The organism is Nocardioides jensenii JCM 1364 = NBRC 14755 (assembly GCF_001552535.1).
Lineage (GTDB): Bacteria > Actinomycetota > Actinomycetes > Propionibacteriales > Nocardioidaceae > Nocardioides > Nocardioides jensenii.
Genome location: NZ_BCRJ01000070.1, coordinates 29,158 through 51,818, shown reverse-complemented (window position 1 = coordinate 51,818; position 22,661 = coordinate 29,158). Strand labels below are relative to the sequence as shown.

The window sequence follows — 22,661 nt, the reverse complement described above, 5'->3', positions numbered from 1 at the left end:
AGCAGGGATGCCGTTCTCGAGCCGCTCCGCGAGGAACCCGACGATCTGCTCGGGGATGTCGGCCAGGGCGTCGAGGCGGGCATTGCGATCGGGGAGGTCGGGGTTCTCGGCCAGGGCCGCGGCCTCGTTGCGCCCCGCGGCCAGTACGCCGGCGCGCTCGGCGTCGACGGCAGGCTGGTCGAACCAGCGGAACCGCACGCTGCGGGCCAGGTCACCGACGACGGGGAACCGGAGCTGGGTGGCGCGGACGAGACGGTCGAGGAGCTCGCGCACGCCGGCACCGATCTCGGCGGCCGGCGGCGGCTCGGCCATCCAGCGCTCGAGCAGCGACGTGGCCAGCGCGAGGTCGGTGGCGAACCGCTGCTGGGAGAGGAAGACCCGGAAGACCGCCTCGTCCAGCTGCGGCGTCCGGTCGAGATCGGTCACCCCGTAGTGGGCCAGCACCCGGGCCAGACGCTGCCGGAACTCGTCGGGCAGACCGCCGCGCTCCACGTCGAGACTCTGCAGGTAGGTGTGGAAGTGCTCGCGCGAGCTGTGCACCCGCAGCTCGGTGTGCAGCTGCTCCCCCGCCGGCCGGTTGCGGCTGAGCTCGGCGAAGTCGGCGAACATGGCGAGCAGGGCGAGCTCGTCGGTCAGCACGTCTCCACCCTCGGCACGAAATGCCTCACGTGCGCTCAGGTAGTCCTCGAGCACGCCGCGGTCGGCCCTCTGGTCGAGGTCGAAGCCCATCAGGATCGCGCTGAGGTCCGCGCGCCCCCGGCGTACCCGCTCCTCGAGACTCACCTCGCCGCGGCTGACCGGCAGGTCGAGACCCGGGGCCTCACCCACGGCTGCGGTGGCCGGCGTCGCGTCGGCGTCCGCGTCGGGCTCGAGCCGGAGCAGCGGGGCGCCGGTCTCGACCTGCGATCCGGTGGTGACCAACAGCTCCTTCACGGTCCCGGCCACGGGGGCGTGGAGGACGGTCTCCATCTTCATCGACTCGAGCACCAGCACGGGCGCGCCCGCCTCGACCACGTCGCCCGCGCGCACGGGCGTGGCCACGACCAGCGCCGGCGCCGGGGAGCGTACGACGCCACCCTCGTCACGGCTGACCCGATGGGCGACACCGTCGACCTCCACGAGGTGCATCGGCCCGTGGGTGGCGCTGACCAGCCGGAACCGCTGGTCCTCGATCGTGAGCCGGGCGTGGAACTCGTCGAGCCGGTCGAGGGAGGCCGTCAACGTCTCGGACTGGTCCCCGAGGGCCACGGTGACCCGATAGGTCTCGGGACCGGTCTGCACCACCGTGACTCGATAGACGGTGCCGCGCAGCTTGAGCTCGACCGGCCGTCCCACGGTGTGCTGCACCTGGGGTCGACCGCCGCGAGCGGTCTCGAGGAGGCGGGCGATCTCGACGGCCTCCTCGTCCTCGTAGGCCTCGATCGCCGCAGCCACCAGGGCCACCCCGGAGTGCCGGTGGGCGACCAGCCGGCCCTCGGCGCGGACCCGGTCGATCCACCCGGTGTCGGCCCAGCCGACAGCGCTGCCGTCGACGACTGCATTGCCGTCGACGACCTCGGGCTGGTCGAGCAGGTCGAGGATGAAGCTCTTGTTGGTCGCGCCGCCCTCGATCACGACGGTGGTGTCGGCCATGGCGCGGCGCAGCCGGGCGAGTGCCTCGGCACGGGTGCGGCCGTAGGCGATCACCTTGGCGATCATCGAGTCGAAGTCGGCGGGGATCGTGTCGCCCTCCGCGACGCCCGAGTCGACCCGGATTCCGGGACCGGCGGGCAGCTCCAGCAGGGCGATGCGTCCGGGTGAGGGCGCAAAGTCGCGGTCGGGGTCCTCGGCGTTGAGCCGGGCCTCGACGGCGTGGCCGACCTCGGCCGGGCGCTCGCCCTCCAGGCGGCCTCCGGCCGCGACGAGGAGCTGGGCCTTGACCAGGTCGACGTCCGTGGTGACCTCGGTGATCGGGTGCTCCACCTGCAGCCGGGTGTTCACCTCGAGGAACGCGAACGTGCGCGTCTCGGGGTGGTAGAGGAACTCGACGGTGCCGGCGCCGCGGTAGTCGACCGCGAGTGCCAGGCGTTCGGCCGACTCCTTGACCTCGGCGACCTGGGCCTCGTCGAGGAGCGGGGAGGCCGACTCCTCGATCACCTTCTGGTTGCGTCGCTGCACCGAGCAGTCGCGTACGCCGAGCGCCCACGCCGTACCCTGCCCGTCGGCGATCAGCTGCACCTCGACGTGACGCGCGCCGGTGACGAGCCGCTCGAGGAAGACCACGCCGCTGCCGAACGCGCGCTCGGCCTCGTCGCGGGTGCGCTGGTAGGCGTCCTCGAGGTCCGCGGCGTTCTCAACCTTGCGGATGCCGCGGCCGCCGCCGCCCGCAGTGGCCTTGAGCATCAGGGGGTAGCCGACCTCCTCGGCGGAGGCCAGCGCCTCCTCGAGCGTGTCGACGCCACCACGGCTCCAGGGGGCGACGGGCACCCCGACCTCCTCGGCGATCAGCTTCGAGCCGATCTTGTCGCCGAGCTTGCGCATGGACTCACCGGAGGGGCCGATGAACGTGACGCCCAATCGGTCGCAGAGGTCGGCGAAGGCCGGGTCCTCGGCGACGAAGCCCCAGCCGACCCAGACCGCGTCGGCGCGGGTCTCGACCAGGGCGCGCTCGAGGACCGCGTGGTCGAGGTAGGGGCGCGCGGAGGCGGGACCGATGCCGTAGGCCTCGTCGGCCTCGCGGGCGAACATCGCCGACCGTTCGTCGTCGGTGAACAGAGCGATCGTGGTGAGCTGGCCACCGCCCTCGGCGTTGAGGTCTCGCACGGCACGGATCAGCCGGATCGCGGCCTCTCCACGGTTCACGACAGCGATTCGAGTCAGCAACGCAGACCTCCCTGGTGACGGTGGCGCACAGTGTGCACGTCCGCAGGCTGCCACGGGTTGGACGTTACGAACGAGTCACATCGCCGCAGCGGCCTGCGGCAACCTCCAGTCCACCGCCCGGCCACCTTGCTCCTCGAGCATCCGGTTGACCCGGCTGAACGGCCGGGATCCGAAGAAGCCGCGCCGTGCCGACAAGGGTGAAGGGTGCGCCGACTCCACCCACGGGACGGCACCGAGCATGGGCTTCAGCGACTGCGCGTCACGGCCCCAGAGGATCGCGGCCAGCGGCCCTCCCCGGCGTACCACCGCCTGGATCGCGCACTCGGTGACCGCCTCCCACCCGCGCCCGCGGTGCGACGCGGCCTCCCCGGGGCGCACGGTCAGCACTCGGTTCAGCAGCATGACGCCCTGGTCGGACCACGCGGTGAGGTCGCCGTGCGCGGCGGGCTCGTGGCCCAGGTCGGTCTGCAGCTCCTGGTAGATGTTGGCCAGGCTGCGCGGGATCGGCCGTACGTCGGGAGCGACCGCGAAGCTCAGCCCGATCGGGTGACCCGGCGTGGGATAGGGGTCCTGGCCGACGATCAGCACGCGTACGTCGGCGAGCGGGCGCTGGAACGCGCGGAGCACGTGGTCGCCGTGCGGCAGGTAGGGGCGACCGGCGGCCAGCTCCTCGCGCAGAAACCTCCCCATCGCGCCGATCTGGTCATCGACCGGGGAGAGTGCCGTGGCCCAGTCCTCGGCCACGAGCCCCTTCTCGACCAGTCCCTGCAGCGCACTCATGCTCGCGACCCTACCGAGATACTCCCTGACGTTCGGACCCCAGAGGCGCGATACTCCCTGACGTTCGGACCCTCCCGGGGGGTCCGAACGTCAGGGAGTATCCAAGAAAGGGTGGAATAAAGTTGAAGGTTAAACTATTGTAGGAGACATGGACACCACGACGACGATGCCGGCTCTCTACATCGGGCACGGCGCTCCCCCACTCCTGGACGACCCCGTCTGGTCGGGCCAGCTCGCGGCCTGGGCGAAGGAGCTGCCACGACCCAAGGCGATCCTGATCGTCAGCGCGCACTGGGAGTCCGCGCCGGTCAGCCTGAGCGCCTCCAACGTGCCGTTGGTCTACGACTTCGGCGGATTCGCGCCGAAGTACTACCAAATGACCTACCAGACGCCGGATGCCAGCGCGCTCGCCCAGCGGGTCGCCGCGATGATGCCGGACGGCGAGCCGGTGCACCAGCACCGCAGCCGCGGACTCGACCACGGGGCCTGGGTGCCACTGAAGATCATGTACCCCGACGCCGACATCCCGGTCCTGCAGATGTCACTGCCCACCGAGGACCCCTACAAGCTGATCAAGCTCGGCGAGCGCCTGCGCCCGCTGAGGGACGAGGGCGTGATGATCATCGGATCCGGCTTCCTGACCCACGGCCTGCCGTTCCTCAAGGACTGGTCGATCGAGGCCGCCGCACCCGGATGGTCCAAGGACTTCGACCTCTGGGCGGCCGAGGCCCTCTCACGTGGCGACATCGACGAGCTGGCGGCGTACAAGTCGAAGGCGCCGGGCATGCCCTACGCGCACCCGACCGTCGAGCACTACATCCCGCTGTTCATCTCGCTGGGCGCCAGCCGCAGGGCCGACGACCCGCGGGACAAGAAGATCGACGGCTACTGGATGGGCTTGTCGAAGCGCTCGTTCGAGATGGCCTGACCGGCGCGAGAACCAACAACTCGACGGGCGAAAACCAACAACTCGCGGCACCAGAACGCACCACTCGTGGCTAGCGGATGCCGAGCCTGCGCATGATGGCCAGGCCCTTGATCTGCTGCTCGACGTTCTTCTCGAACGGGATGCCCTCGGGCGCGCCCATCACCTGCTTGCGCAGGATGCCGACGTTCTGCACGTCGGTGTACTTCAGCAGCCCCTGGTCGCCGTGACGGGCACCGACGCCCGACTGCTTGACGCCGCCTGAGGGCGTGCCCTTCGAGGCGTACGCCGTCGCGAGGATGTCGTTGATGTTGACGTTGCCGGAGTGGATCCGGCGACCGACACTGATCGCGTGGTCGAGATCACCGCCCCACACCGACGCGTTCAGGCCGTAGTCGGTGTCGTTGGCCAGCGCGACCGCCTCGTTCTCCGAGGTGTAGCGGTGCAGCGCCACGACCGGGCCGAAGGTCTCCCCGACCCCGGCCAGCATGTCCTTGGTGACGCCCTCGAGGATCGTCGGTGCGTAGAACGCCGGCCCCACCTCCGGCAGCTCGCGCCCACCGGTCAGCACGACAGCGCCCTTGGCGACCGCGTCCTCCACGTGGGAGGCGACCCGGTTCTTGTGGTCCACCGAGACCAGCGAGCCCACCTCCGCCTCGAAGTCGTACGACGCCCGCACCCGCAGCTTCTCCGTGGCGGCCACGAACCGGGCCCGGAAGTCGTCATAGATCGAGTCGTGCACATACATCCGCTCGATGTGCATGCAGATCTGGCCGGTGTTTCCGAATGCACCGAACAGTGCACCCTTGACCACATCGTCGAGGTTGGCGTCGGGCAGCACGATCATCGGGTTCTTGCCACCGAGCTCGAGGCAGCAGCCGATCAGGTTGCGGCCGGCCCGCTCGCCGATCGTGCGGCCGGTGGCCGTGGAGCCGGTGAACATCACGTAGTTGGCGTTGTCGATCAGCGTCGGCCCGACGTCGGGACCTTCACCGCACACCACCTGGAAGAGACCGCGCGGCAGCCCGGCCTCCTCGAGCAGCTGCACGCCGTACAGCGGCGAGAGCGCGGTCTTGTTGTCGGGCTTGACCACCACGCCGTTGCCGGCGATCAGCGCCGGGATGGCGTCGGAGATGCCGGTGGCGAACGGGAAGTTCCACGGCGCGATGATGCCGACAACGCCCTTGGGCTGGCGCACCTCGAGGGAGGACGACACGACCGGCACCGGGCCCGCGTGCTTCTTCGGCGCCAACAGCTTCGCGGCGCGCTTGAGGTAGTAGCCGGCCACCATCGGGATGTCGAGGGTCTCCTCGAAGGCCATCCGGCGGGCCTTGCCGCTCTCGACCTGGATCAGGTCGACGATGGCCTCGTTGCGCGAGAGCACGAGTGAGTGGAACCTGCGGAAGACGCGCAGCCGCTTCTTCAGCGGCCACTGCGACCACTCGACCTGGGCCCTGCGGGAGGCCTCGAAGGCCGCCGCGATGTCGGCCGGCGTGGACTGCGGCAGCTCGACCAGCACCTCGCCGGAGTAGACCTCGGTCAGCTTCCACGACCCGCCGGAGGTCGAGGGCACGCGCGCGACGAGCTCGTTCAGGAACGCGTCGGTGATGGACGCCGGGCGGGCAAGCGACATGGTCAGGCTCCCTGGAGGATGAGTTCGGCGGCCTTCTCACCGATCATGATCGACGGTGCGTTCGTGTTGCCACGGATGATGGTCGGCATGATCGAGGCGTCGGCAACGCGCAGTCCGTCGATGCCGACGACCTTCAGCTCGGGGTCGACCACGGCCCGGTCGTCGACACCCATCCGGCACGAGCCGACCGGGTGATAGACGGTCGTGGCCCGGTTCAACACCTCGTCGACCAGCCGCTGCCCGTCGTACGCCGGCCCGGGCTCGTACTCGCCCTTCACCGTGGAGGCGATCGAGCCGTGGCCCATGATCTCGCGGATCATCCCCAGCCCCTCGACCAGCACCTTGAGGTCGTCGGGCTCGGCCAGGAACTGCGGGTCGATGATCGGTGCCGCCAGCGGGTCGGTGCTGGCCAGGCGCACCGTGCCGCGCGACTTGGGCTGGATCAGTGTGGAGAAGACACTCCACGAGGTGCGCTGGTCGGGCTTCATCCGCACCGGCGCGTCCTGGTTGGGCGCGGGGTAGGACCACGGCAGCGCCAGCAGCTGCATGTCGGGGCCACCCTCGGCCAGCGAGGTGCTCACGAACGCACCGGACTCGAAGACCGAGTGGGCCATGAACGTCCTGCCGGGCTTGAGCCTGTCCTTGACGATGCCCTTGCCGAAGTAGAAGGCGTTGCCCTTGTGCGGCGAGTTGGTGACATGCCAGGTGGTCGGCACGAAGAGGTGGTCGTGCAGGTTGTCGCCCACGGGGAGGTCGGCGTGCACCTGGATGCCGAGGCCGGCGAGGTGCGCGGCCGGGCCGATGCCGGAGAGCTGGAGGATCTGCGGCGAGCCGAACGCGCCGGCGCTGACGATGACCTCCTTCGTGGCCCGGACCGTGCGCCGGGTCGCCGTCCCCCGGGTGTGGCCCTCGATCACCTCGACCCCGATCGCCCGACCGGCCTCGATGACCACCCGGGCAACCGTCACCCCGGTCTGCACCGAGAGGCCCGGCGAGGTGTTGCTGGTGATGTAGGCGCGCGACGCGGAGAACCGGACGCCGTCGCGGGTCGACTCCTGGATCACGTGCATGCCCGACTGCTCGGCCCCGTTGTAGTCGGGAGTGCTGGCCACGCCGAGGGCGGCCTCGCCGGCCTGCACGAACGTCTTCGCGGCATCGGTGATGTCATGGTTCTCGATCACCCGGACCGGCCCGCCGGCGCCGCGGTAGTCGTCGGCGCCGCCCTCCCAGTCCTCCAGCTTCTTGTAGGTCTCGAGCACGTCGTCGTACGACCAGCCCTTGTTCCCCTCGTCGGCCCAGGAGTCGAAGTCGGCGCGGTTGCCGCGCACGAAGATCATCCCGTTGACCGAGCTCGAGCCGCCCATCAGCTTGCCGCGGGTGGCCGGGATCGTGCGGTTGTTCAGGTGCGGCTGCGGGGCGTTGTAGTAGCCCCAGTCGAACTTCGCCTTCAGCTTCGGCTCGGCGTGGATCATCGTGATCATGCCGGGCTTCTTGAACATCATCGACGTGTCTGAGCCGCCGGCCTCCAGGAGCACGACACTGTGCCCGGCGTCCGCGAGCCGGCCGGCCACCGCGCACCCGGCGCTGCCCGCACCGACCACGACGTACTCGGCTTCGTTGACTGTGATCGGCTTGGCCATCGTTGTCCACCCTCATGTGTTCGATCTCGCCCGACAGCCGACTGTAACAAGTTCTAGTTTCGCCCGGAAGGGCTTTCCGTACCTTGAGTACGCCGACCCTGGCCGGCCGCCGATTCCGGGATCCGGGTGGGTGGGAGAATGCCGGGGTGAACATCCTCTCCATCCAGTCCTCGGTCGCCTACGGCCACGTCGGCAACTCCGCCGCCGTCTTCCCGCTCCAGCGCCTGGGCCACGAGGTCTGGCCGGTGTTCACGGTGCACTTCTCCAACCACACCGGGTACGGCGCCTGGCGCGGACCGATGCTCGCCGCCGAGGACGTAGGCGAGGTGATCACCGGCATCGAGGAGCGCGGGGTGCTCGACCAGGTCGACGTGGTGCTCTCGGGCTACCAGGGCGGCGAGGAGATCGGCGACGTGATCCTGGACGCCGTGGCTCGGGTGAAGAAGGCGAACCCGGCCGCGATCTATGCCTGCGACCCGGTGATGGGCAACGCGAAGAGCGGCTGCTTCGTCAACCCGGCGATCCCCCCATTGCTGCGCGACCGGGTCGTGCCCGCCGCCGACCTGATCACGCCGAACCAGTTCGAGCTGGGCTTCCTCACCGACACCTCGCCACGTTCCCTCGAGGAGACGTTGGCCTCGGTCGACCTCGCCCGCGCGATGGGCCCCTCGACCGTGCTGGTCACCAGCGTCGAGCAGCCGGACGCACCCGAGGACACCATCGAGATGCTCGCCGCCACCGAGGACGGCGCGTGGCTGGTGCAGACCCCGCGGCTCCCGCTGAAGGCCAACGGCTCCGGCGACCTCACTGCCGCACTGTTCACCGCGCACCTGCGCAGCACCGGCGACCCGGCGTACGCCCTGGGCACGACCGCGACGTCGGTGCTCGGCGTACTGCAGGCGACCATCGACTCGGGTGAGCGCGAGCTGCAGATCGTGGCCGGGCAGGACTCGATCGCGCAGGCCGAGTCACGCTTCGACGTCATCCGGGTCCGTTGAGCCGCGCACTCGGGGCGCTGGTCGCCGGCTTGGTGCTCCTCGCCCTCGGCGCCTGTTCGTCCTCCGACACCGAACCTGAACCGGTCGACGACGCCGCCTTCGTGACCGAGCTGATGCACCGTGACGCGGCCCTGCTGAACCTGCTCGACGTCTCCCTCGGCAAGCCGCTCCCCGGCCCCCTCTCCGCGACCGTCGACACGGCGCGCGCCGACGCCGGGGCACGCATCGAGACCGCCGCCGACCTGCTGGAGGAGTCGGGCGAGGAGATCCCGGTGACCGTGCGCGACCACGGGATCGACCACGGCATCGAGGCCGACGCACCCGAGCTCGAGGGAGCGCCGACCGAAGCCGACATCCACGGGCTCGAGGAGCTCGACGGCGACGCGTTCGTCACTGCCTTCACCGACCTGCTGCGCACCACCTCGAGGACGACGAAGGACGCCGCGTCCTACGACGGCACCGACCAGCCGACCGCAGAGCTGGCCGAGGCCGCCGAACGCCAGTCGCAGGACGTGCTCGACGCCCTGGGCTGACCTGTCCTCAGGGCTGCCGCCCGGTCGTACGCCGTCCGCCCGTCAGGGCTGCCAGCGCGGGTTCCGCCCGCTGAGCGCCACCAATCGTTCCAGCTCACTGGCATCCGACGGCGGCGCGACCTCGGGTCCGAACGCGTCGCCGCGCATCTCCTCGGTTCCGGGGCCGGAGAAGAAGCCGACGAAGGCGAGCGCGGGGGCAACCGTCTCCGCGTCAACGACGAGCCGCTGCCCGGTGGCCACGGCCAGGTCCCAGCCGTGCACGACCACCTCGTTGGTGGCCACCAGGGCACAGGTCGCGCCGTCCATCGGCACGCCGCCTGCGGCGGTGTCACCGGTCCACGCGTCGGGTGCCCGCCAGGCCCGAGCCAGGGCGTCGAGCTGTTCCGGGATGCGAGTGCGCCACCCGCCGGCCAACCGCGTCGCGTCGCCGGGCGGCGGGGGCCCGTCGCTTGCCGGCAGCTCCTTGCGGGCGGCCATCGCGAAGGCCAAGGTGAGCCCGTCGACGTGTTCCAGCAGGTCGCCGAGCGTGTACGCCGGGCAGGGGGTCGGTGCGCCGAGCTGGTCGTCACGAATGCCCGTGATGACCTCGGCCATGGCGCGGGTGGCGGTTCCGAGATCGTGCATGAGTCCTCCTGAGGGGTGGTGTCAGGTCAGACCGGCAACGACTCCGGAACTCATCGGCCCTCCCCGGGTCGCGCCTAGTCCTCCGGCTCGGGCCTCGGCCGGACCCGGGTGAAGTTCTCCTCGTCGGGGAAGTTCACCTGCTGCCACGGCTTGGGCTGAGCTTGCTGCCCGGGCTGGCCCGGGTGCTGAGCTGGCTGCCCCGGCTGCTGGCCGGGCTGCCACTGCTGGCCCTCGATCGGTGGCTGCCACTGCTGGGGAGCCGGCTGCTGCCACTGCTGGTCGGCGTACTGCTGGCCGCCCGGCTGCTGCCCCGGGTCGGCGTACTGCTGGTTCTGGGGAGCCGGCTGCTGCCACTGCTGCTCGCCGTAGCTCTGCCCGGGCGCTGCGTACTGCTGGCCGGACTGCTGGCCCTGTTGCTGCCACTGCTGGCCGCCGTACTGCTGGGGCGGCACCGCGAACTGCTGCTGGCTCTGCTGGCCCTGCTGGGGCTGATGACCGCCGAGCGGGATGCGCACGGGCGCCATCCCCGACTGGGCGAGCAGGGTGTCCGCGGCGAGCACGTCCTTGTGGAACCGCTTGTGCACGAACAGCTTCTCGCCGAGCGTCTCGCACTTCCACCACAGGCCAGCGGCCGGGCCGATGATGATGTTGCGCGGCAGCTCGGCGACGACGCCCTTCGGCTTGGTGGCCGACCACACGCCGGTGTTGAGCACGAGGATCCGCTGGTCGGTGACGATGACGACCCGATACCGCAGCCAGAAGATCATCAGATAGGTCAGCAGGAACCACCAGCCACTGATGCTCTGCCCGCAGAACGCGCCCTGCACCTGCTCGCCGGGGCGCAGGTAGGGCGCGGCATTGTTGACGATCTTCTCGCGGATCGGGGTCATGGGGCCATGGTAGGACGCCGAGCAACGGGGAAGCTCAGTCGAGGCTGCGCACCACCCGGGCGGGGTTGCCGACCGCGACCACGTTGGCGGGAAGGTCCTTGGGCACAACCGACCCGGCGCCCACCACGGTGTTCTCGCCGATCGTCACTCCGGGGCACACGATCACGCCGCCGCCGAGCCACACGTTGTCACCGATCGTGATGGGTTGGGCCGACTCCCACTTCTCGCGCCGGGGCTCCGGCTCGACCGGGTGGGTCGGGGTGAGGAGTTGGACGTTCGGCCCGATCTGCACGTCGTTGCCGATGGTGATCGTCGCGACGTCGAGCGCGACCAGGCCGTAGTTCGCGAACGTCCGGGCGCCGATCGAGATGTTGCTCCCGTAGTCGACGTACAGCGGTGAGCGGAGCTCCGTGTCCTCCCCGATCGAGGCGAGCAGCTCCTCCAGCAGGTGGCGCCGCAACGGCCGCTGCCGGGAGGTGGTCGCGTTGTACGCCGCCATCAGGTCACGGCCGCGGTGGTTCTCCTCCTCGAGCCGTGGGTCGTCGGCGATGTAGGGGTCGCCGGCCTTCATCCGCTCCCACATGGTCCGGTCGTCGTTGGTCGTCATGGTCTCAGCGTAGGGACCGGTCCCGGGCGGGACCACGTGGCGCAACCACGAGAGGCGGCCGGTTAGACTTTCTTCTGCGTTGCCCCGGGCAATGCATGCCGGTGTAGCTCAGTTGGTAGAGCGTCGCTCTTGTAAAGCGAATGTCGCAGGTTCGACTCCTGTCTCCGGCTCCGATCACACGCTCCTTGCCAGGTTTGCTCTTCGTGGCACACTGGACCTCAAGTTCAAGGTCACTTGAGGTTCCCATGAAACAACTGACGATCGGCCACCTCTCCGAGCGCGCCGGCGTCGCCACCTCGGCGATCAGGTTCTACGAGTCGCGTGGGCTCGTGCAGTCGGTGCGCACCACGGGCAACCAGCGCCGCTACACGGCCTCGACGCTGCGCCGCCTCGCCTTCATCCGAAGTGCACAGACGGTGGGGCTCACTCTCGAGGAGATCGGCGAGGCGCTGGCCACGCTCCCGGAGAACCGCACGCCGACGAAGGCCGACTGGACCCGCCTCAGTCGCCTGTGGCGCGAGCGCCTCGACGAGCAGATCGAACGCATCGAGCGACTTCGCGACAAGCTCGACAGCTGCATCGGCTGCGGCTGCCTGAGCCTGAAGACGTGTGCGTTGAGCAATCCCCACGACGAGGTCGCCCCGCGCGGGCCCGGCGCGGTGTTCCTGGAGCCGACCCCGCACCAGTGAGCCCGACCCGCCACACTGGTGGGCATGGATCTCCTGCGCGAGCCCCACCACGACGGGTCACCTCTCTACGTCGACGACGAGTCCCCCGCGCCGGGTGACCTGGTCGGCATCCGCTGCAGCACTCCCGGCGGTGACGGCACCGCCGAGATCTGGGTGCGTACGACGACCGACGCCGAGCCGGTCTTCCTGCGCGCAGCGGAGACCACGACCGACACCGAAGCTGGACCCGACTCCGCGGATCGCGTGTGGTGGCAGGCGAAACTCCCCCTGCACAACCCGGTCATGCACTACCGGTTCCTGCTCGTCGGCGCGGACCGCTCCCAACGCTGGCTGACCGGGGCCGGCGTCTTCGACCATGACGTGCCGGACGCCTTCGACTTCACGCTCAGCTCGCACCAGCCGGCTCCGGGCTGGTCCCGCGACGGCGTCGTCTACCAGATCTTCCCCGACCGGTTCGCCCGGTCCGCGGCCGCCGATGAACGAGAGACCCCGACATGGGCCACCCCCGCGGCCTGGGACGACGAGGTGGTCTTCGAGGGCAGCGACCCCCGCACTCCCCTGCAGTTCTTCGGCGGCGACCTCGACGGCATCACCGAGCACCTCGACCACGTGGCGCAGGTCGGCGCCGACATCGTCTACACGACCCCGGTCTTCCCCGGAGAGTCCAACCACCGCTACAACGCCTCGACCTTCGACCGGGTCGACCCACTGCTCGGCGGCGACGAGGCCTACGCCCGGCTCACCGCGGCCGTCCACGAGCGCGGGTGGCGGATCCTCGGCGACCTCACCACCAACCACACCGGCGACACCCACGAGTGGTTCCGCGCTGCGGCCGCCGACGAGCAGGACCCTCACCGCAGCTGGTACTGCTTCGAGGCCGACGGCAGCTACGCCACCTGGATGGGCCACCAGACGCTGCCCAAGCTCAACCACGCCGCTCCCGCACTGCGCAACGCGTTCACCGACGGCCCCGACTCGGTCGTGGGGCGGTGGCTGCGGCCGCCGTACGGCCTCGACGGCTGGCGCATCGACGTCGCCAACATGACCGGGCGGCTCCGCGAGATCGACCTCAACCACGAGGTCGCCCGGGCCGTCCGCCGAACCGCGACCGTCGTGCGCGAGGACGCGTTGGTGCTCGGCGAGCACAACCACGACGGATCGAACGACGTGCCCGGCGACGGCTGGCACGGCATCATGAACTACTCCGGCTTCTCCTGGCCGGTCTGGGAATGGCTGCGCGCCGACGAGACCGAGGCACGTTCGTTCGGCACCCCGGTCCCGGTCGCGCAACGCACCGGGCAACAGGTCGTCGCGTCGATGCGCATGTGGCTGGCCCGCTACGGCTGGCGCACGTCCGGCGCGTCGTGGAACATCCTCGGCTCGCACGACAGCGCCCGCATCCGCACCCTCACCGGCTCGGCCGCCCGGCACCAGGTCGCGGCCGCCCTGCAGTTCACGCTGCCCGGCGTGCCGATGGTCTTCGCCGGCGACGAGATCGGCCTCGAGGGGGTGCTCGGTGAAGACTCACGCCGGACGATGCCCTGGGGCCGCCGCGACGAGTGGGACCACGAGACCTTCACCGTCTACTCCGACCTGGCCCGGCTCCGGCGAGAGCACACGGCCCTACGTCGCGGCGGCCTGCGCTGGGCCCATGTCGCCGACGATGCGCTGGTCTTCCTGCGCGAGCACGCCGACGGCGACGTGCTGGTCGTCGTACGCCGTGCTGCCGGGCCGGCGGTCATGCTCGACGGACTGGTGGTCCGCGAGACGTTGATGTCCACGGGTGGCGCATCCGTCGCCGACGGTGCGCTGGTCTCCGGTGACGGCCCGTCCCTGCAGGTGCTGGCAGTCTGATCGTCCTCGCGCAGCGGCGAGTCGACCAGCGGCGGGCGGCGGGCGCCGCGCACGAGTTGACCAGCGGCGGGCGGCGAGCGCCGCGCACGAGTCGACCACCGGCGGGCGGCGAGCTAACGAGCGCCCGGCGTACCAACATTCACACGCCCACGCGTTGAGTGCACGATCCGTGCTCGATTCCGCGCCGAGATGAACACGGATCGTGCACTCAAGGACGCCTTGGTCTCGAGACGGTCGCCGGAGCGACCTCGTCAACCAGCGGCGCGCGGCAACCGCTCGACAGCGATGGACTCAAGGGCCACGATGTGACCATGCCCCTGCGCGTCGTGGCGAGCCGGCCAGATCCGGCCCTGCTCCCCCTGCCGTGGTCCCAACCACTGGCCGAGTGGGACGAGGTGCACCTGGTCCCGCTGCCGCAGGGACTCTCGCGGCACGTGGTTCGCATCATCACCACCGGAGTCGGCGGCAGCACCTACGTCGCCAAGGAGACCGAGGAGCAGCTGGCCCACCGCGAATACCGCATGCTGCGCGAGCTCGGCTCCCGCAACCTGCCCAGTGTGGAACCGCTCGGGGTCGTCACCGGGCGCACCGGCCCCGCCGGCAACCCGTTGCCGTCGGTGCTGATCACCCGCCACCTGCGCTTCTCCCTTCCCTACCGCTGGCTGTTCTCCCACGGGCTGGGGGCCAAGGAGCTCCCGGCGATCATCGACGCGATGGTGGTGCTGCTCGTGCGGCTCCACCTGGCCAACTTCTACTGGGGCGACGTGTCGCTGTCGAACGTGCTGTTCCGACGCAACGCCGGCGAGTTCGCGGCCTACCTGGTCGACGCCGAGACCGGCGAGCTGAAGTCCACCCTGTCCGACGCGATGCGTGAGCACGACGTCTCGGTGGGCTGCGAGAACGTGTACGCCGAGCTGCTCGACCTCACCGCCAGCGGAGACCTGAAGGAGTCGGTCGACCCGAGCGTGGTGATCACCCTCCTGCAGGAGCGGTACGACGCCCTGTGGGGCGAGCTCACCGGTGCCGAGGAGTTCGGCGCAGAAGAGATGTGGCACGTCGAGCAACGCATCGAGCGGCTCAACGAGCTGGGCTTCGACGTCGACGAGATCGAGATGGTGGCCACACCCGAGGGCGACCGCTACCTGCTGCAACCCAAGGTGGTCGAGCTCGGTCACCACACCCGGGAGCTGGCCGGGCTCACCGGGTTGCACGTCGAGGAGAACCAGGCTCGGCGGCTGCTCAACGACCTGGCCGCCTACACCGCCCACCTCGGACTCGGTGACGAAGACCCCGAGGTGGTGGCCAACCAGTGGCTGGTCAAGGTCTACGAGCCGATCAGGGCGATGGTGCCCTCCGACCTCCGCGGGCGCCTCGAGCCGGCCGAGCTGTTCCACGAGGTGCTCGTGCACCGCTGGTTCCTCTCCGAGGCGGCCGGGCACGAGGTCGACATCTTCGACACCGCGCGCGACTTCATCGCCACCCAGCTCCCCCAGCGTCCGCCCATGCCGAGCAGCTGAGCCTGACCTGCTGAGGCGGCCATCACGAATCCGTCGAAACCACCGCCGAAACCACCGCCGGGAGCTAGCGGCGTCTGCCGCCCGCCGTGCGCGTTCCCGGGCCCGGCTTCGTGCTGCTGCGCCGCCCTGCGTCGGCGACGTCCTTCGAGCCGTAGGCCAGCGGGATGTAGTCGTCGACCTGGAACACGCCGTTGGTCTGCAACGTGACCGGCTGCAGCCCGACCGGTCGGCCGTCGCGATAGGTGACCAGAGTGACCTCCGCCGGGCGCCGCAGCTTGCTGCCGACCGCCACCGCGTAGGCCGCCCCACCGGTCGTGCCGTTGGTGTAGTTGTAGCCCACCTCGCCGTTGCTGCCCTTGACCGCGTCGGGGCCGACCTGCACGTGCACGTGGCCCGAGATCACCAGGTCGACGCAGCCGCGCTCGAGGGACGGCGTACCCATGTCGATGTCGTGCACCAGCAGGGTGTTCACTCGTTCGTCGGCCGCGCACACGTCATCGGCGATGCGCACCGCCAGCTCGTTGACGGTCAGCCCGGGGGTGTCGCGCCAGTTGCCCAGGCCGCTGGAGCGTGGGTCGTTGAAGGCCATCAGCCGGCCGCCGCCGGGGCCCTCGAGCACCTGGGTGCTGGCGGTCTGCCAGCCGCGGTCCTCGAGATAGCCCTGCACGAACGACCCGTGGTCGTGGTTGCCCTGCACGGCGAACCGGGCGTAGTCCCCGAACGCGTCGTCCAGGGAGTCGAGGGAGAACGCCTCCCACCGCGAGCCGGTCGAGGTGTCGTCGCCGGCGTTGAGCACCGCCGTCGCGTCAGCACGATCGGCGATCGCTCGGGCCACCGGGTCCATCCCGATGTTGTCGTGGCGGTCGGAGACGATCAGCGCCACGGTCTCGCCCTCCTCGGGCCGGCGCAGGTCGAGCTGCTCGGCCTTCTCGCGTGCCCCCTGGTAGAACTCCTTGCTCACCCGATAGGTGTCGACCGCGCTGAGCACCAGGCGCTTCGTGCCACCGGCGGCCAGGGTGCCCTGCACCTCGATGCCACGGGCCTCGGCCGGGACGTCGAACTCGGGCAGGTAGGAGGCGAGGCTCTGCCAGTCGGACTGGTCCACGATCAGGGCATCGTCGGACTGCCACGGCTTGACCACGAGCACCACGGTCGCCGCGATCGTCGTACCGGTCGCGATTGCCGCCACGGCCCGCCGTCTCGGGGTCCTGCCGAAGACCTCGCGGCGACGCTGCTTGCCGATCAGTGCCCACAGCAGCAGCGGGAAGACGGCGAGTACGGCGCCCCGCGCGGCCGCGTCCCAGGCCAGCTCCTTGACCGCATCCTCGACGATCACGATCTGGGAGTCCGGCTGCGAGGCGATGAACGCGTAGCGCTCAACCAGGGCCTCGGTCGAGTCGGCCTCGGTCTTGCCGAGCCGGACGTCGACCCCGATCAGCCCGTCGGTGCGGCGGCGTACGTCGGGCAGGAACGGCCCCGTGCGGATCGTGACGTAGCGGTGCAGGGTCGGCTGCACCTCGGCGTCATGACTGGCCACGGTGACCGTGGTGCTGGAGTTCAGGAAGATCGCGATTGCCGACGGGACGGCCAGCAGCAGCCACGCCAGGGCATAGCCCCCGACGCGCGCCCAGGTCCGTCTCCCCACAGCCATGCCTCGACCCTAACGACCGAGACCCACCTCACGGGCCAGAACCCGCCTGATGGTCGACCCCTGGACGGTCGAGCCCTGGATGGTCGAGCCCGGCGAGACCACCTTCGCCGTACGACGAACGCTCAGGCGCGCGCCTGGGCGATCGCGTAGAGGGTGACCGACGCGGCCACGCCGGCATTGAGCGACTCCAGGCCGCTCGACATCGGGATCGAGACCAGGTGGTCGCAGGTCTCGCTGACCAACCGGCCCAGGCCCTTGCCCTCGGAGCCGACCACGACGACCAGTGGTCCCTTGGCGAGATCCACCTCGGGCGTGTCGAGCTCGGTCAGCGACAGGTCACCGTCGGCGGCCAGGCCGATCACCATGCAGCCGGCGGCCTGGTAGGCCTTGAGCTGGCGGACCAGGTTGACCGCCTGGGCGACGGGGATCCGGGCCGCGGCGCCGGCCGAGGTCTTCCAGGCGCTGGCCGTCATGCCGGCGGCACGCCGCTCGGGGATCAGCACGCCGTGCGCACCGAACCCGGAGGCCGAGCGCACGATCGCGCCCAGGTTGCGCGGGTCGGTCACGGAGTCGAGCGCCACGATCAGCGGCTTCTCGAGATTGGCCGCAGCGGCCTCGAGCAGGTCGTCGGGGTCGGCGTACTCGTAGGCGGGCACGCGCGCGGCCAGGCCCTGGTGCACGGCACCGGCGGTCAGGCGGTCCATCTCCCCGCGGGAGACCTCCAGCAGCGAGACGCCGCCGTCGGCCGCGAGCGCGAACGCCTCACGCAGCCGCCCGTCACGCTCGGTGCCCTCCACGACGTACAGCGCGGTGACCGGCATGTTCGCCCGCAGCGCCTCGACGACGGAGTTGCGGCCGGCGACCCACTCGGAGTCACCGCCCTTGGTGACCCGGCGCGGGCGCTTGGCCGCCGACTTCTCGGCCTTCACCTTCTTCTTGTGCGCCTGGTGGTAGGGACGGTCCACGGCGCGTGGGGTGGGGCCCTTGCCCTCGAGACCGCGCTTGACCCGGCCACCGGATCCGGCCGTGGGGTTGCCCTTGCCGGTCTTCTTGATCGCACCCTTGCGCTGTGAGTTCCCGGGCATGTCAGCTCTGCTCCACTTCGGTTGTCTCGAGAGACCACTGCGGACCGCTGGGCGTGTCCTCGATCTCGATGCCGGCCGCCTTGATGCGATCGCGGATCGCGTCGGCGGTGGCGTAGTCCTTGGCTGCCCGCGCCTCGTTGCGCTGCTCGAGCAGGGTGGTGATGAGTACGTCGACCGCGGCGCTCAGCTTGTCGGTCTGGCCGGTCGAGCCGCTCACGAACGCGGGGTCGGCGGGGTCGAGGCCGAGCACGTCGAGCATGGCCCGCACTGATGCGGCGTTCCCGCGCAGCGCGTCGGTCGAGCCCGTGCCCAGCAGCTTGTTGCCCTCACGCACCACGTCGTGGATCGCCGCGACCGCGGCCGGCGTACCGAGGTCGTCGTCCATGGCGTTGACGAAGTCGGCGCAGAGCAGCCCACCGGTCGGCACCTCGCCGAGCTCGGCGGCGGCACGGGCCAGGAAGTTCTCGATGCGACGGAAGCCCACCGCGGCCTCGTCGAGCGCCTCGAAGCTGAACTCGACGTGCGAGCGGTAGTGGGCGGAGACCATGTAGAACCGGAGCTCGATGGCCCGCACCCGCTCGAGCACGTTGGGCACCAGCAGCGAGTTGCCGAGCGACTTGCTCATCTTCTCGCCGGAGGTGGTGATCCAGGCGTTGTGCAGCCAGTACGACGCGAACGGGTGGCCGGCCGCGCGCGACTGCGCCTGCTCGTTCTCGTGGTGGGGGAAGCGCAGGTCCAGGCCGCCGCCGTGGATGTCGAAGGCGGTGCCGAGGTACTTGCCGGCCATCGCCGAGCACTCGATGTGCCAACCCGGACGTCCCTTGCCCCACGGGCTCGGCCACGCGGCGGTGTCCGGCTCCGTCCCCAACTTCTGGCCCTTCCACAGGGCGAAGTCACGGGGGTCGCGCTTGCCGCGCGGGTCGGCGTCGGCGGCCGCCTCCATGTCGTCGATCCGCTGCCCCGACAGCTCGCCGTACGCCGGCCAGGACCGGACGTCGAAGTAGACGTCACCCGAGCCGTCCTCGGCCGCGTAGGCGTGGCCACGCTCGATCAGCTCGGAGATCAGCTCGACCATCTCCGGGATGTGGCCGGTGGCCGCCGGTTCGTAGGTCGGCGGAGCGACGTTGAGGGCGGCGTACGCCTTGGTCAGCTCGCGCGACATGTCGTAGGCGAGGTTGTACCAGGGGCGGCCCTGCTCGGCGGCCTTGATCAGGATCTTGTCGTCGATGTCGGTGGTGTTGCGGATGAACGTCACCTGGTAACCGGAGGCCCGCAGCCACCGTTGCAGCACGTCGAAGTTCACGCCCGAACGGATGTGCCCGACGTGCGGCTCCGACTGCACCGTGAGCCCGCACAGGTAGATGCCGGCCTTCCCCTCCTCGAGGGGCACGAAGTCACGCACTTCGCGGGTCGCGGTGTCATAGAACTGGAGGCTCACCCGCCCAATCCTAGGGGTCGCCCCACCCCCCTGACGATTCGATACTCCCTGACGTTTGGCCCCTTCGAACGGGATACTCCCTGACGTTCGGACCCTCCCGCGGCATTTCCCGAGGTCCGAACGTCAGGGAGTATCCCGAAGGGGGCTCAGGTGGAGTAGCCGCCGTCGACGTCCAGCTTCTGGCCGGAGATGAAGCCGGCCGCGTCGGAGGCCAGGAAGCAGACCGCCTCGGCGATGTCGCGGGCGTTGCCGAACCGGCGCAGCGGAATGTTGTCGCGGGTCACCTCGAGGGCCGCCTCCGAGAGCTCGCCCGAGTCGATCAGGCGGGCGGCCATGCCGTCGGTGAGCATGCCGGGCCCTACCGCGTTGACGCGTACGCCGAACCGTCCCTCCTCGGCCGCGAGCCCGCGGACCAGTGCCTCGACCGCCCCCTTGGGCCCGGCGGAGAGCCCGTCGCGGACCGGGAAGCGGGCAGTTGCCGCGGTGGTGACCGCCACGATCGAGCCGCCGCTGGCACGCAGGTGCGGCAGTGCGGGGTGGACCACGTTGAAGAATCCGGCCGGGTCGGCGGCCAGCTGCCGGGCCATGTCGCCAGGGTCGACCCGCGAGAGATGGGTCATCGGCACGTGGGGTCCGGCCGCGTGCACCAAGGTGTGCAGCCCGCCGAACTCCTCGACGACCCGGGCGACCACCTCGACACAGTCAGCCGGTGAGCCCACGTCGAGACGGTACGCCGCGGCGCGGACGCCCCACTCGCGGCAGGAGGCTGCGGTCGTCGTACCGGCGTCGACGTTGGCGTGGAAGGTGAGCGCGACGTGGCTGCCCCGGGAGGCCAGCAAGCGGGCCGTGGCGGCGCCCAGGCCGCCGCTGCCGCCGACCACGAGGGCCGCACCGTGCGTGGGGAAGGTCATTTCGCGGTCACCTCGATCTGGTGCCAGCCGGTGGCACCGTCGGGAGCGGTGTCGCGCTCGACACCGGTCTGGGTCTCGCCGTCGGCGCCGACCGCACGCACCAGCACGGTGTGATCGCCCTCTTCCAGCTCCACGTCGGCCTTCCACTGCACCCAGGTGTCGGTGTTGGGCACGAATCCGAGCTCGACCGGCGCCCAGTCGCCACCGTCGATGGCCACCTCGACGCTGCTGATCCCGGTGTGCTGGGCCCACGCGTGGCCGCCGATCGAGACCACGCCGACCTCGACGTCGTCGCCGTTCTGCGGCGCGTCGATGCGCGAGGCGATCTTGACCGGACCTTTCTCGGACCAGCCCTTGCCGGTCCAGTAGGCCTCGAAGTCCTCGAACTTCGTCACCTCGATGTCGACCACCCACTTGCAGGCCGAGACGTAGCCGTAGAGCCCCGGCACCACGGTGCGCACGGGGAAGCCGTGATCGATGGGCAGCGCGTCGCCGTTCATCCCGATCGCCAGCATGGCGTGGCGTTCGGGATCGGTGACCGCCTCGATCGGCGTACCGCAGGTCCATCCGTCCTGCGAGGTCTGCAGGATCGCGTCGGCCTCGGCGGAGACGCCGGCCTCCTCGAGCAGGTCGGACAGCCGGACGCCGGACCACCAGGCGTTGCCGATCAGTGGACCGCCGACCGGGTTGGAGACGCAGTTCAGGGTGATCCAGCGTTGGATGATCGGGCGGTCGATCAGCTCCTGGTAGGTCAGGGTGATCTCCTGGTCGACCAGGCCGTGGATGCGCAGCGACCAGTCCTGCGGCTCGATCGTGGGTACGACGACCGCGGTGTGGATCTTGTAGAAGACCCCGTTCGGCGTCTGCCACGGGGGAAGGTCGTCGAGCTCGACGTGCACCCCCATCGGCGGCATGCGGTCGGTGATCGGGAGGTTCAGCAGCCGCCGGGTCTGTTCGACGTGGCGGCGCTTGGCCCCGAAGTTCTGGCCGAAGATGCCGACACCGATGCCGGCCACGCCGAGCACCGTGCTGCGGATGATGAAGCTGCGTCGGGACCTGCCGTCCGCGGGGGTGTCGCTCTCGGCATCGATCGAGTGCAGCGGCTCGGTGACGAAGGAGAGGACGACGATCCAGGTGACCACACCGGCAGTGACCGGCAGGTAGTCGAGCGCGGTCGCGTCGAAGCGGGTCAGGACCGCGAGCAGCGCGAATCCGCCCATGCCGAGCCAGACCAGGATCGGCTTCCACCAGGAGCGTTCTGCGAGCCGACCGGCCCACATCGCGAACAGCATCATCAGGATGAAGATGACGACGACCAGGAACGGCTTGTCCTTGGTGCCGAGGAACTCGATCACGCGTTCGGCCACCACACCCGGCACGTGCTGGATGACCAGCTCGGCGACGGCGACCAGCGGCGATGAGCGCAGCGTCAGGACCATGGTCGCGGCATGGCTCACGGCCAGTCCTGCCACACCGGCCACGGCACCGGCGGCCGACCAGGCTCCTCGGGGGGTCGTCACGACGTCCATGTTCTCAGGCATCATTGTCTCGTGACTCCGACCCCCCGCACAGGCATCGGCACCGACGTCCACAAATTCGCCGTCGACCGGCCGATGATGCTGGCCGGCCTGGCCTGGCCCGACGAGCCGGCCGGACTCGAGGGCCACTCCGACGCCGACGTCGCCGCCCACGCCGCCTGCGACGCGTTGTTCTCCGCGGCCGGGCTGGGTGACCTCGGCACGAACTACGGCACGGCCGAGCCGGAGTGGGCGGGTGCGTCGGGCACCGCGCTGCTGGCCGAGACCGTACGACGCGTGCGGGCGGAGGGCTTCACGATCGGCAACGTGGCGATCCAGGTGATCGGCAACCGACCCCGGCTGGGCTCACGGCGTGACGAGGCGCAGCGCGTGCTCTCCGAGGTCGTCGGCGCCCCGGTGTCGATCTCGGCGACCACCACCGACGGCCTGGGCCTGACCGGGCGAGGCGAAGGTGTCGCCGCCATCGCCACCGCCCTGATCGTCTGA

The 22,661-nt window shown here is 70.3% G+C and carries 19 protein-coding genes and 1 tRNA gene; 8 read left to right on the top strand and 12 right to left on the bottom strand.

From position 1 onward, the window contains the following. On the bottom strand, positions 1-2,841 hold a 2,841-nt coding region (locus NJ4_RS15445; protein ID WP_407668067.1), incomplete at its 3' end, for an ATP-binding protein. Positions 2,842-2,937: 96 nt separating this feature from the next. Then, the gene (locus NJ4_RS15440; RefSeq protein WP_067437037.1) at positions 2,938-3,642 is read right to left on the bottom strand and encodes a uracil-DNA glycosylase; all 705 of its coding nucleotides are present in this window, start codon (positions 3,640-3,642) and stop codon (positions 2,938-2,940) included. Between the two features lie 148 nt (positions 3,643-3,790). Here NJ4_RS15440 and NJ4_RS15435 point away from each other — a divergent pair, with 148 nt between their 5' ends. Further along, a complete protein-coding gene (locus tag NJ4_RS15435) occupies positions 3,791-4,570 on the top strand; it encodes a dioxygenase family protein (protein ID WP_067437034.1) in 780 nt (259 codons plus the stop codon). A gap of 70 nt (positions 4,571-4,640) precedes the next feature. Here NJ4_RS15435 and NJ4_RS15430 read toward each other — a convergent pair whose 3' ends face one another. Next, positions 4,641-6,200, bottom strand: a complete 1,560-nt coding sequence (locus tag NJ4_RS15430) for a succinic semialdehyde dehydrogenase (RefSeq protein ID WP_067437031.1) — start codon at positions 6,198-6,200, stop codon at positions 4,641-4,643. A 2-nt stretch (positions 6,201-6,202) separates the two neighbouring features. Beyond that, positions 6,203-7,840, bottom strand: coding sequence for a GMC family oxidoreductase (locus tag NJ4_RS15425; RefSeq protein ID WP_067437028.1), 1,638 nt, complete (start codon positions 7,838-7,840; stop codon positions 6,203-6,205). A gap of 146 nt (positions 7,841-7,986) precedes the next feature. Here NJ4_RS15425 and pdxY point away from each other — a divergent pair, with 146 nt between their 5' ends. Continuing rightward, a complete protein-coding gene (pdxY, locus tag NJ4_RS15420; protein WP_067437025.1) occupies positions 7,987-8,838 on the top strand; it encodes a pyridoxal kinase PdxY in 852 nt (283 codons plus the stop codon). Next, a complete protein-coding gene (locus NJ4_RS15415; RefSeq protein ID WP_067437022.1) occupies positions 8,835-9,371 on the top strand; it encodes a hypothetical protein in 537 nt (178 codons plus the stop codon). The genes pdxY and NJ4_RS15415 overlap by 4 nt, the downstream gene beginning before the upstream one ends. Positions 9,372-9,413: 42 nt before the next feature. Here NJ4_RS15415 and NJ4_RS15410 read toward each other — a convergent pair whose 3' ends face one another. The 3 genes from NJ4_RS15410 to NJ4_RS26955 all read right to left on the bottom strand — a co-directional run bounded on the left by NJ4_RS15410 (position 9,414) and on the right by NJ4_RS26955 (position 11,492). Beyond that, positions 9,414-9,995, bottom strand: coding sequence for a TIGR03086 family metal-binding protein (locus NJ4_RS15410; RefSeq protein ID WP_067437019.1), 582 nt, complete (start codon positions 9,993-9,995; stop codon positions 9,414-9,416). A gap of 74 nt (positions 9,996-10,069) precedes the next feature. Next, a complete protein-coding gene (locus NJ4_RS26235; RefSeq protein WP_174524609.1) occupies positions 10,070-10,885 on the bottom strand; it encodes a hypothetical protein in 816 nt (271 codons plus the stop codon). A gap of 34 nt (positions 10,886-10,919) precedes the next feature. Further along, positions 10,920-11,492, bottom strand: coding sequence for a sugar O-acetyltransferase (locus NJ4_RS26955; RefSeq protein WP_067437055.1), 573 nt, complete (start codon positions 11,490-11,492; stop codon positions 10,920-10,922). Between the two features lie 97 nt (positions 11,493-11,589). On the opposite strand from NJ4_RS26955, the gene NJ4_RS15395 reads away from it, so the two are divergent. From NJ4_RS15395 to NJ4_RS15380, 4 genes are all read left to right on the top strand, one after another. After that, positions 11,590-11,662 (top strand) — tRNA-Thr (locus NJ4_RS15395). A gap of 75 nt (positions 11,663-11,737) precedes the next feature. Then, positions 11,738-12,181, top strand: a complete 444-nt coding sequence (soxR, locus tag NJ4_RS15390; RefSeq protein ID WP_067437016.1) for a redox-sensitive transcriptional activator SoxR — start codon at positions 11,738-11,740, stop codon at positions 12,179-12,181. Positions 12,182-12,205: 24 nt separating this feature from the next. Then, positions 12,206-14,035 (top strand): alpha-amylase family glycosyl hydrolase, encoded by a 1,830-nt coding sequence (locus tag NJ4_RS15385; RefSeq protein ID WP_067437013.1) that lies wholly within the window; start codon positions 12,206-12,208, stop codon positions 14,033-14,035. A 311-nt stretch (positions 14,036-14,346) separates the two neighbouring features. After that, positions 14,347-15,552 (top strand): DUF4032 domain-containing protein, encoded by a 1,206-nt coding sequence (locus NJ4_RS15380; protein WP_067437052.1) that lies wholly within the window; start codon positions 14,347-14,349, stop codon positions 15,550-15,552. 64 nt (positions 15,553-15,616) lie between these two features. Here the strand turns inward: NJ4_RS15380 and NJ4_RS15375 are convergent, their stop codons facing one another. From NJ4_RS15375 to NJ4_RS15355, 5 genes are all read right to left on the bottom strand, one after another. Then, on the bottom strand, positions 15,617-17,203 hold the full coding sequence (locus NJ4_RS15375; protein WP_067437007.1) for a hypothetical protein: 1,587 nt from the start codon (positions 17,201-17,203) through the stop codon (positions 15,617-15,619). 122 nt (positions 17,204-17,325) lie between these two features. Continuing rightward, the gene (gene rlmB, locus NJ4_RS15370; RefSeq protein WP_067437004.1) at positions 17,326-18,288 is read right to left on the bottom strand and encodes a 23S rRNA (guanosine(2251)-2'-O)-methyltransferase RlmB; all 963 of its coding nucleotides are present in this window, start codon (positions 18,286-18,288) and stop codon (positions 17,326-17,328) included. A 1-nt stretch (position 18,289) separates the two neighbouring features. Further along, positions 18,290-19,726: a cysteine--tRNA ligase gene (cysS, locus tag NJ4_RS15365; RefSeq protein WP_067437002.1), complete on the bottom strand. Its 1,437-nt coding sequence runs from the start codon at positions 19,724-19,726 to the stop codon at positions 18,290-18,292. A 146-nt stretch (positions 19,727-19,872) separates the two neighbouring features. After that, the gene (locus NJ4_RS15360; protein WP_067436998.1) at positions 19,873-20,637 is read right to left on the bottom strand and encodes an SDR family NAD(P)-dependent oxidoreductase; all 765 of its coding nucleotides are present in this window, start codon (positions 20,635-20,637) and stop codon (positions 19,873-19,875) included. Then, a complete protein-coding gene (locus NJ4_RS15355; protein WP_245644589.1) occupies positions 20,634-22,178 on the bottom strand; it encodes a molybdopterin-dependent oxidoreductase in 1,545 nt (514 codons plus the stop codon). The genes NJ4_RS15360 and NJ4_RS15355 overlap by 4 nt, the downstream gene beginning before the upstream one ends. Positions 22,179-22,187: 9 nt before the next feature. Between NJ4_RS15355 and ispF the strand changes: the two genes are divergently transcribed. Continuing rightward, entirely contained in the window at positions 22,188-22,661 is a 474-nt protein-coding gene (gene ispF / locus NJ4_RS15350) for a 2-C-methyl-D-erythritol 2,4-cyclodiphosphate synthase (protein ID WP_067436995.1), read from the top strand.

Coding starts and splice junctions, on each gene's coding strand:
- NJ4_RS15440 (WP_067437037.1), bottom strand. CDS start 3,642: ATGAGTGCGCTGCAGGGACTGGTCGAGAAGGGGCTCGTGGCCGAGGAC.
- NJ4_RS15435 (WP_067437034.1), top strand. CDS start 3,791: ATGGACACCACGACGACGATGCCGGCTCTCTACATCGGGCACGGCGCT.
- NJ4_RS15430 (WP_067437031.1), bottom strand. CDS start 6,200: ATGTCGCTTGCCCGCCCGGCGTCCATCACCGACGCGTTCCTGAACGAG.
- NJ4_RS15425 (WP_067437028.1), bottom strand. CDS start 7,840: ATGGCCAAGCCGATCACAGTCAACGAAGCCGAGTACGTCGTGGTCGGT.
- NJ4_RS15410 (WP_067437019.1), bottom strand. CDS start 9,995: ATGCACGATCTCGGAACCGCCACCCGCGCCATGGCCGAGGTCATCACG.
- NJ4_RS26235 (WP_174524609.1), bottom strand. CDS start 10,885: ATGACCCCGATCCGCGAGAAGATCGTCAACAATGCCGCGCCCTACCTG.
- NJ4_RS26955 (WP_067437055.1), bottom strand. CDS start 11,492: ATGACGACCAACGACGACCGGACCATGTGGGAGCGGATGAAGGCCGGC.
- soxR (WP_067437016.1), top strand. CDS start 11,738: ATGAAACAACTGACGATCGGCCACCTCTCCGAGCGCGCCGGCGTCGCC.
- NJ4_RS15385 (WP_067437013.1), top strand. CDS start 12,206: ATGGATCTCCTGCGCGAGCCCCACCACGACGGGTCACCTCTCTACGTC.
- NJ4_RS15380 (WP_067437052.1), top strand. CDS start 14,347: ATGCCCCTGCGCGTCGTGGCGAGCCGGCCAGATCCGGCCCTGCTCCCC.
- NJ4_RS15375 (WP_067437007.1), bottom strand. CDS start 17,203: ATGGCTGTGGGGAGACGGACCTGGGCGCGCGTCGGGGGCTATGCCCTG.
- rlmB (WP_067437004.1), bottom strand. CDS start 18,288: ATGCCCGGGAACTCACAGCGCAAGGGTGCGATCAAGAAGACCGGCAAG.
- NJ4_RS15360 (WP_067436998.1), bottom strand. CDS start 20,637: ATGACCTTCCCCACGCACGGTGCGGCCCTCGTGGTCGGCGGCAGCGGC.
- NJ4_RS15355 (WP_245644589.1), bottom strand. CDS start 22,178: ATGCCTGAGAACATGGACGTCGTGACGACCCCCCGAGGAGCCTGGTCG.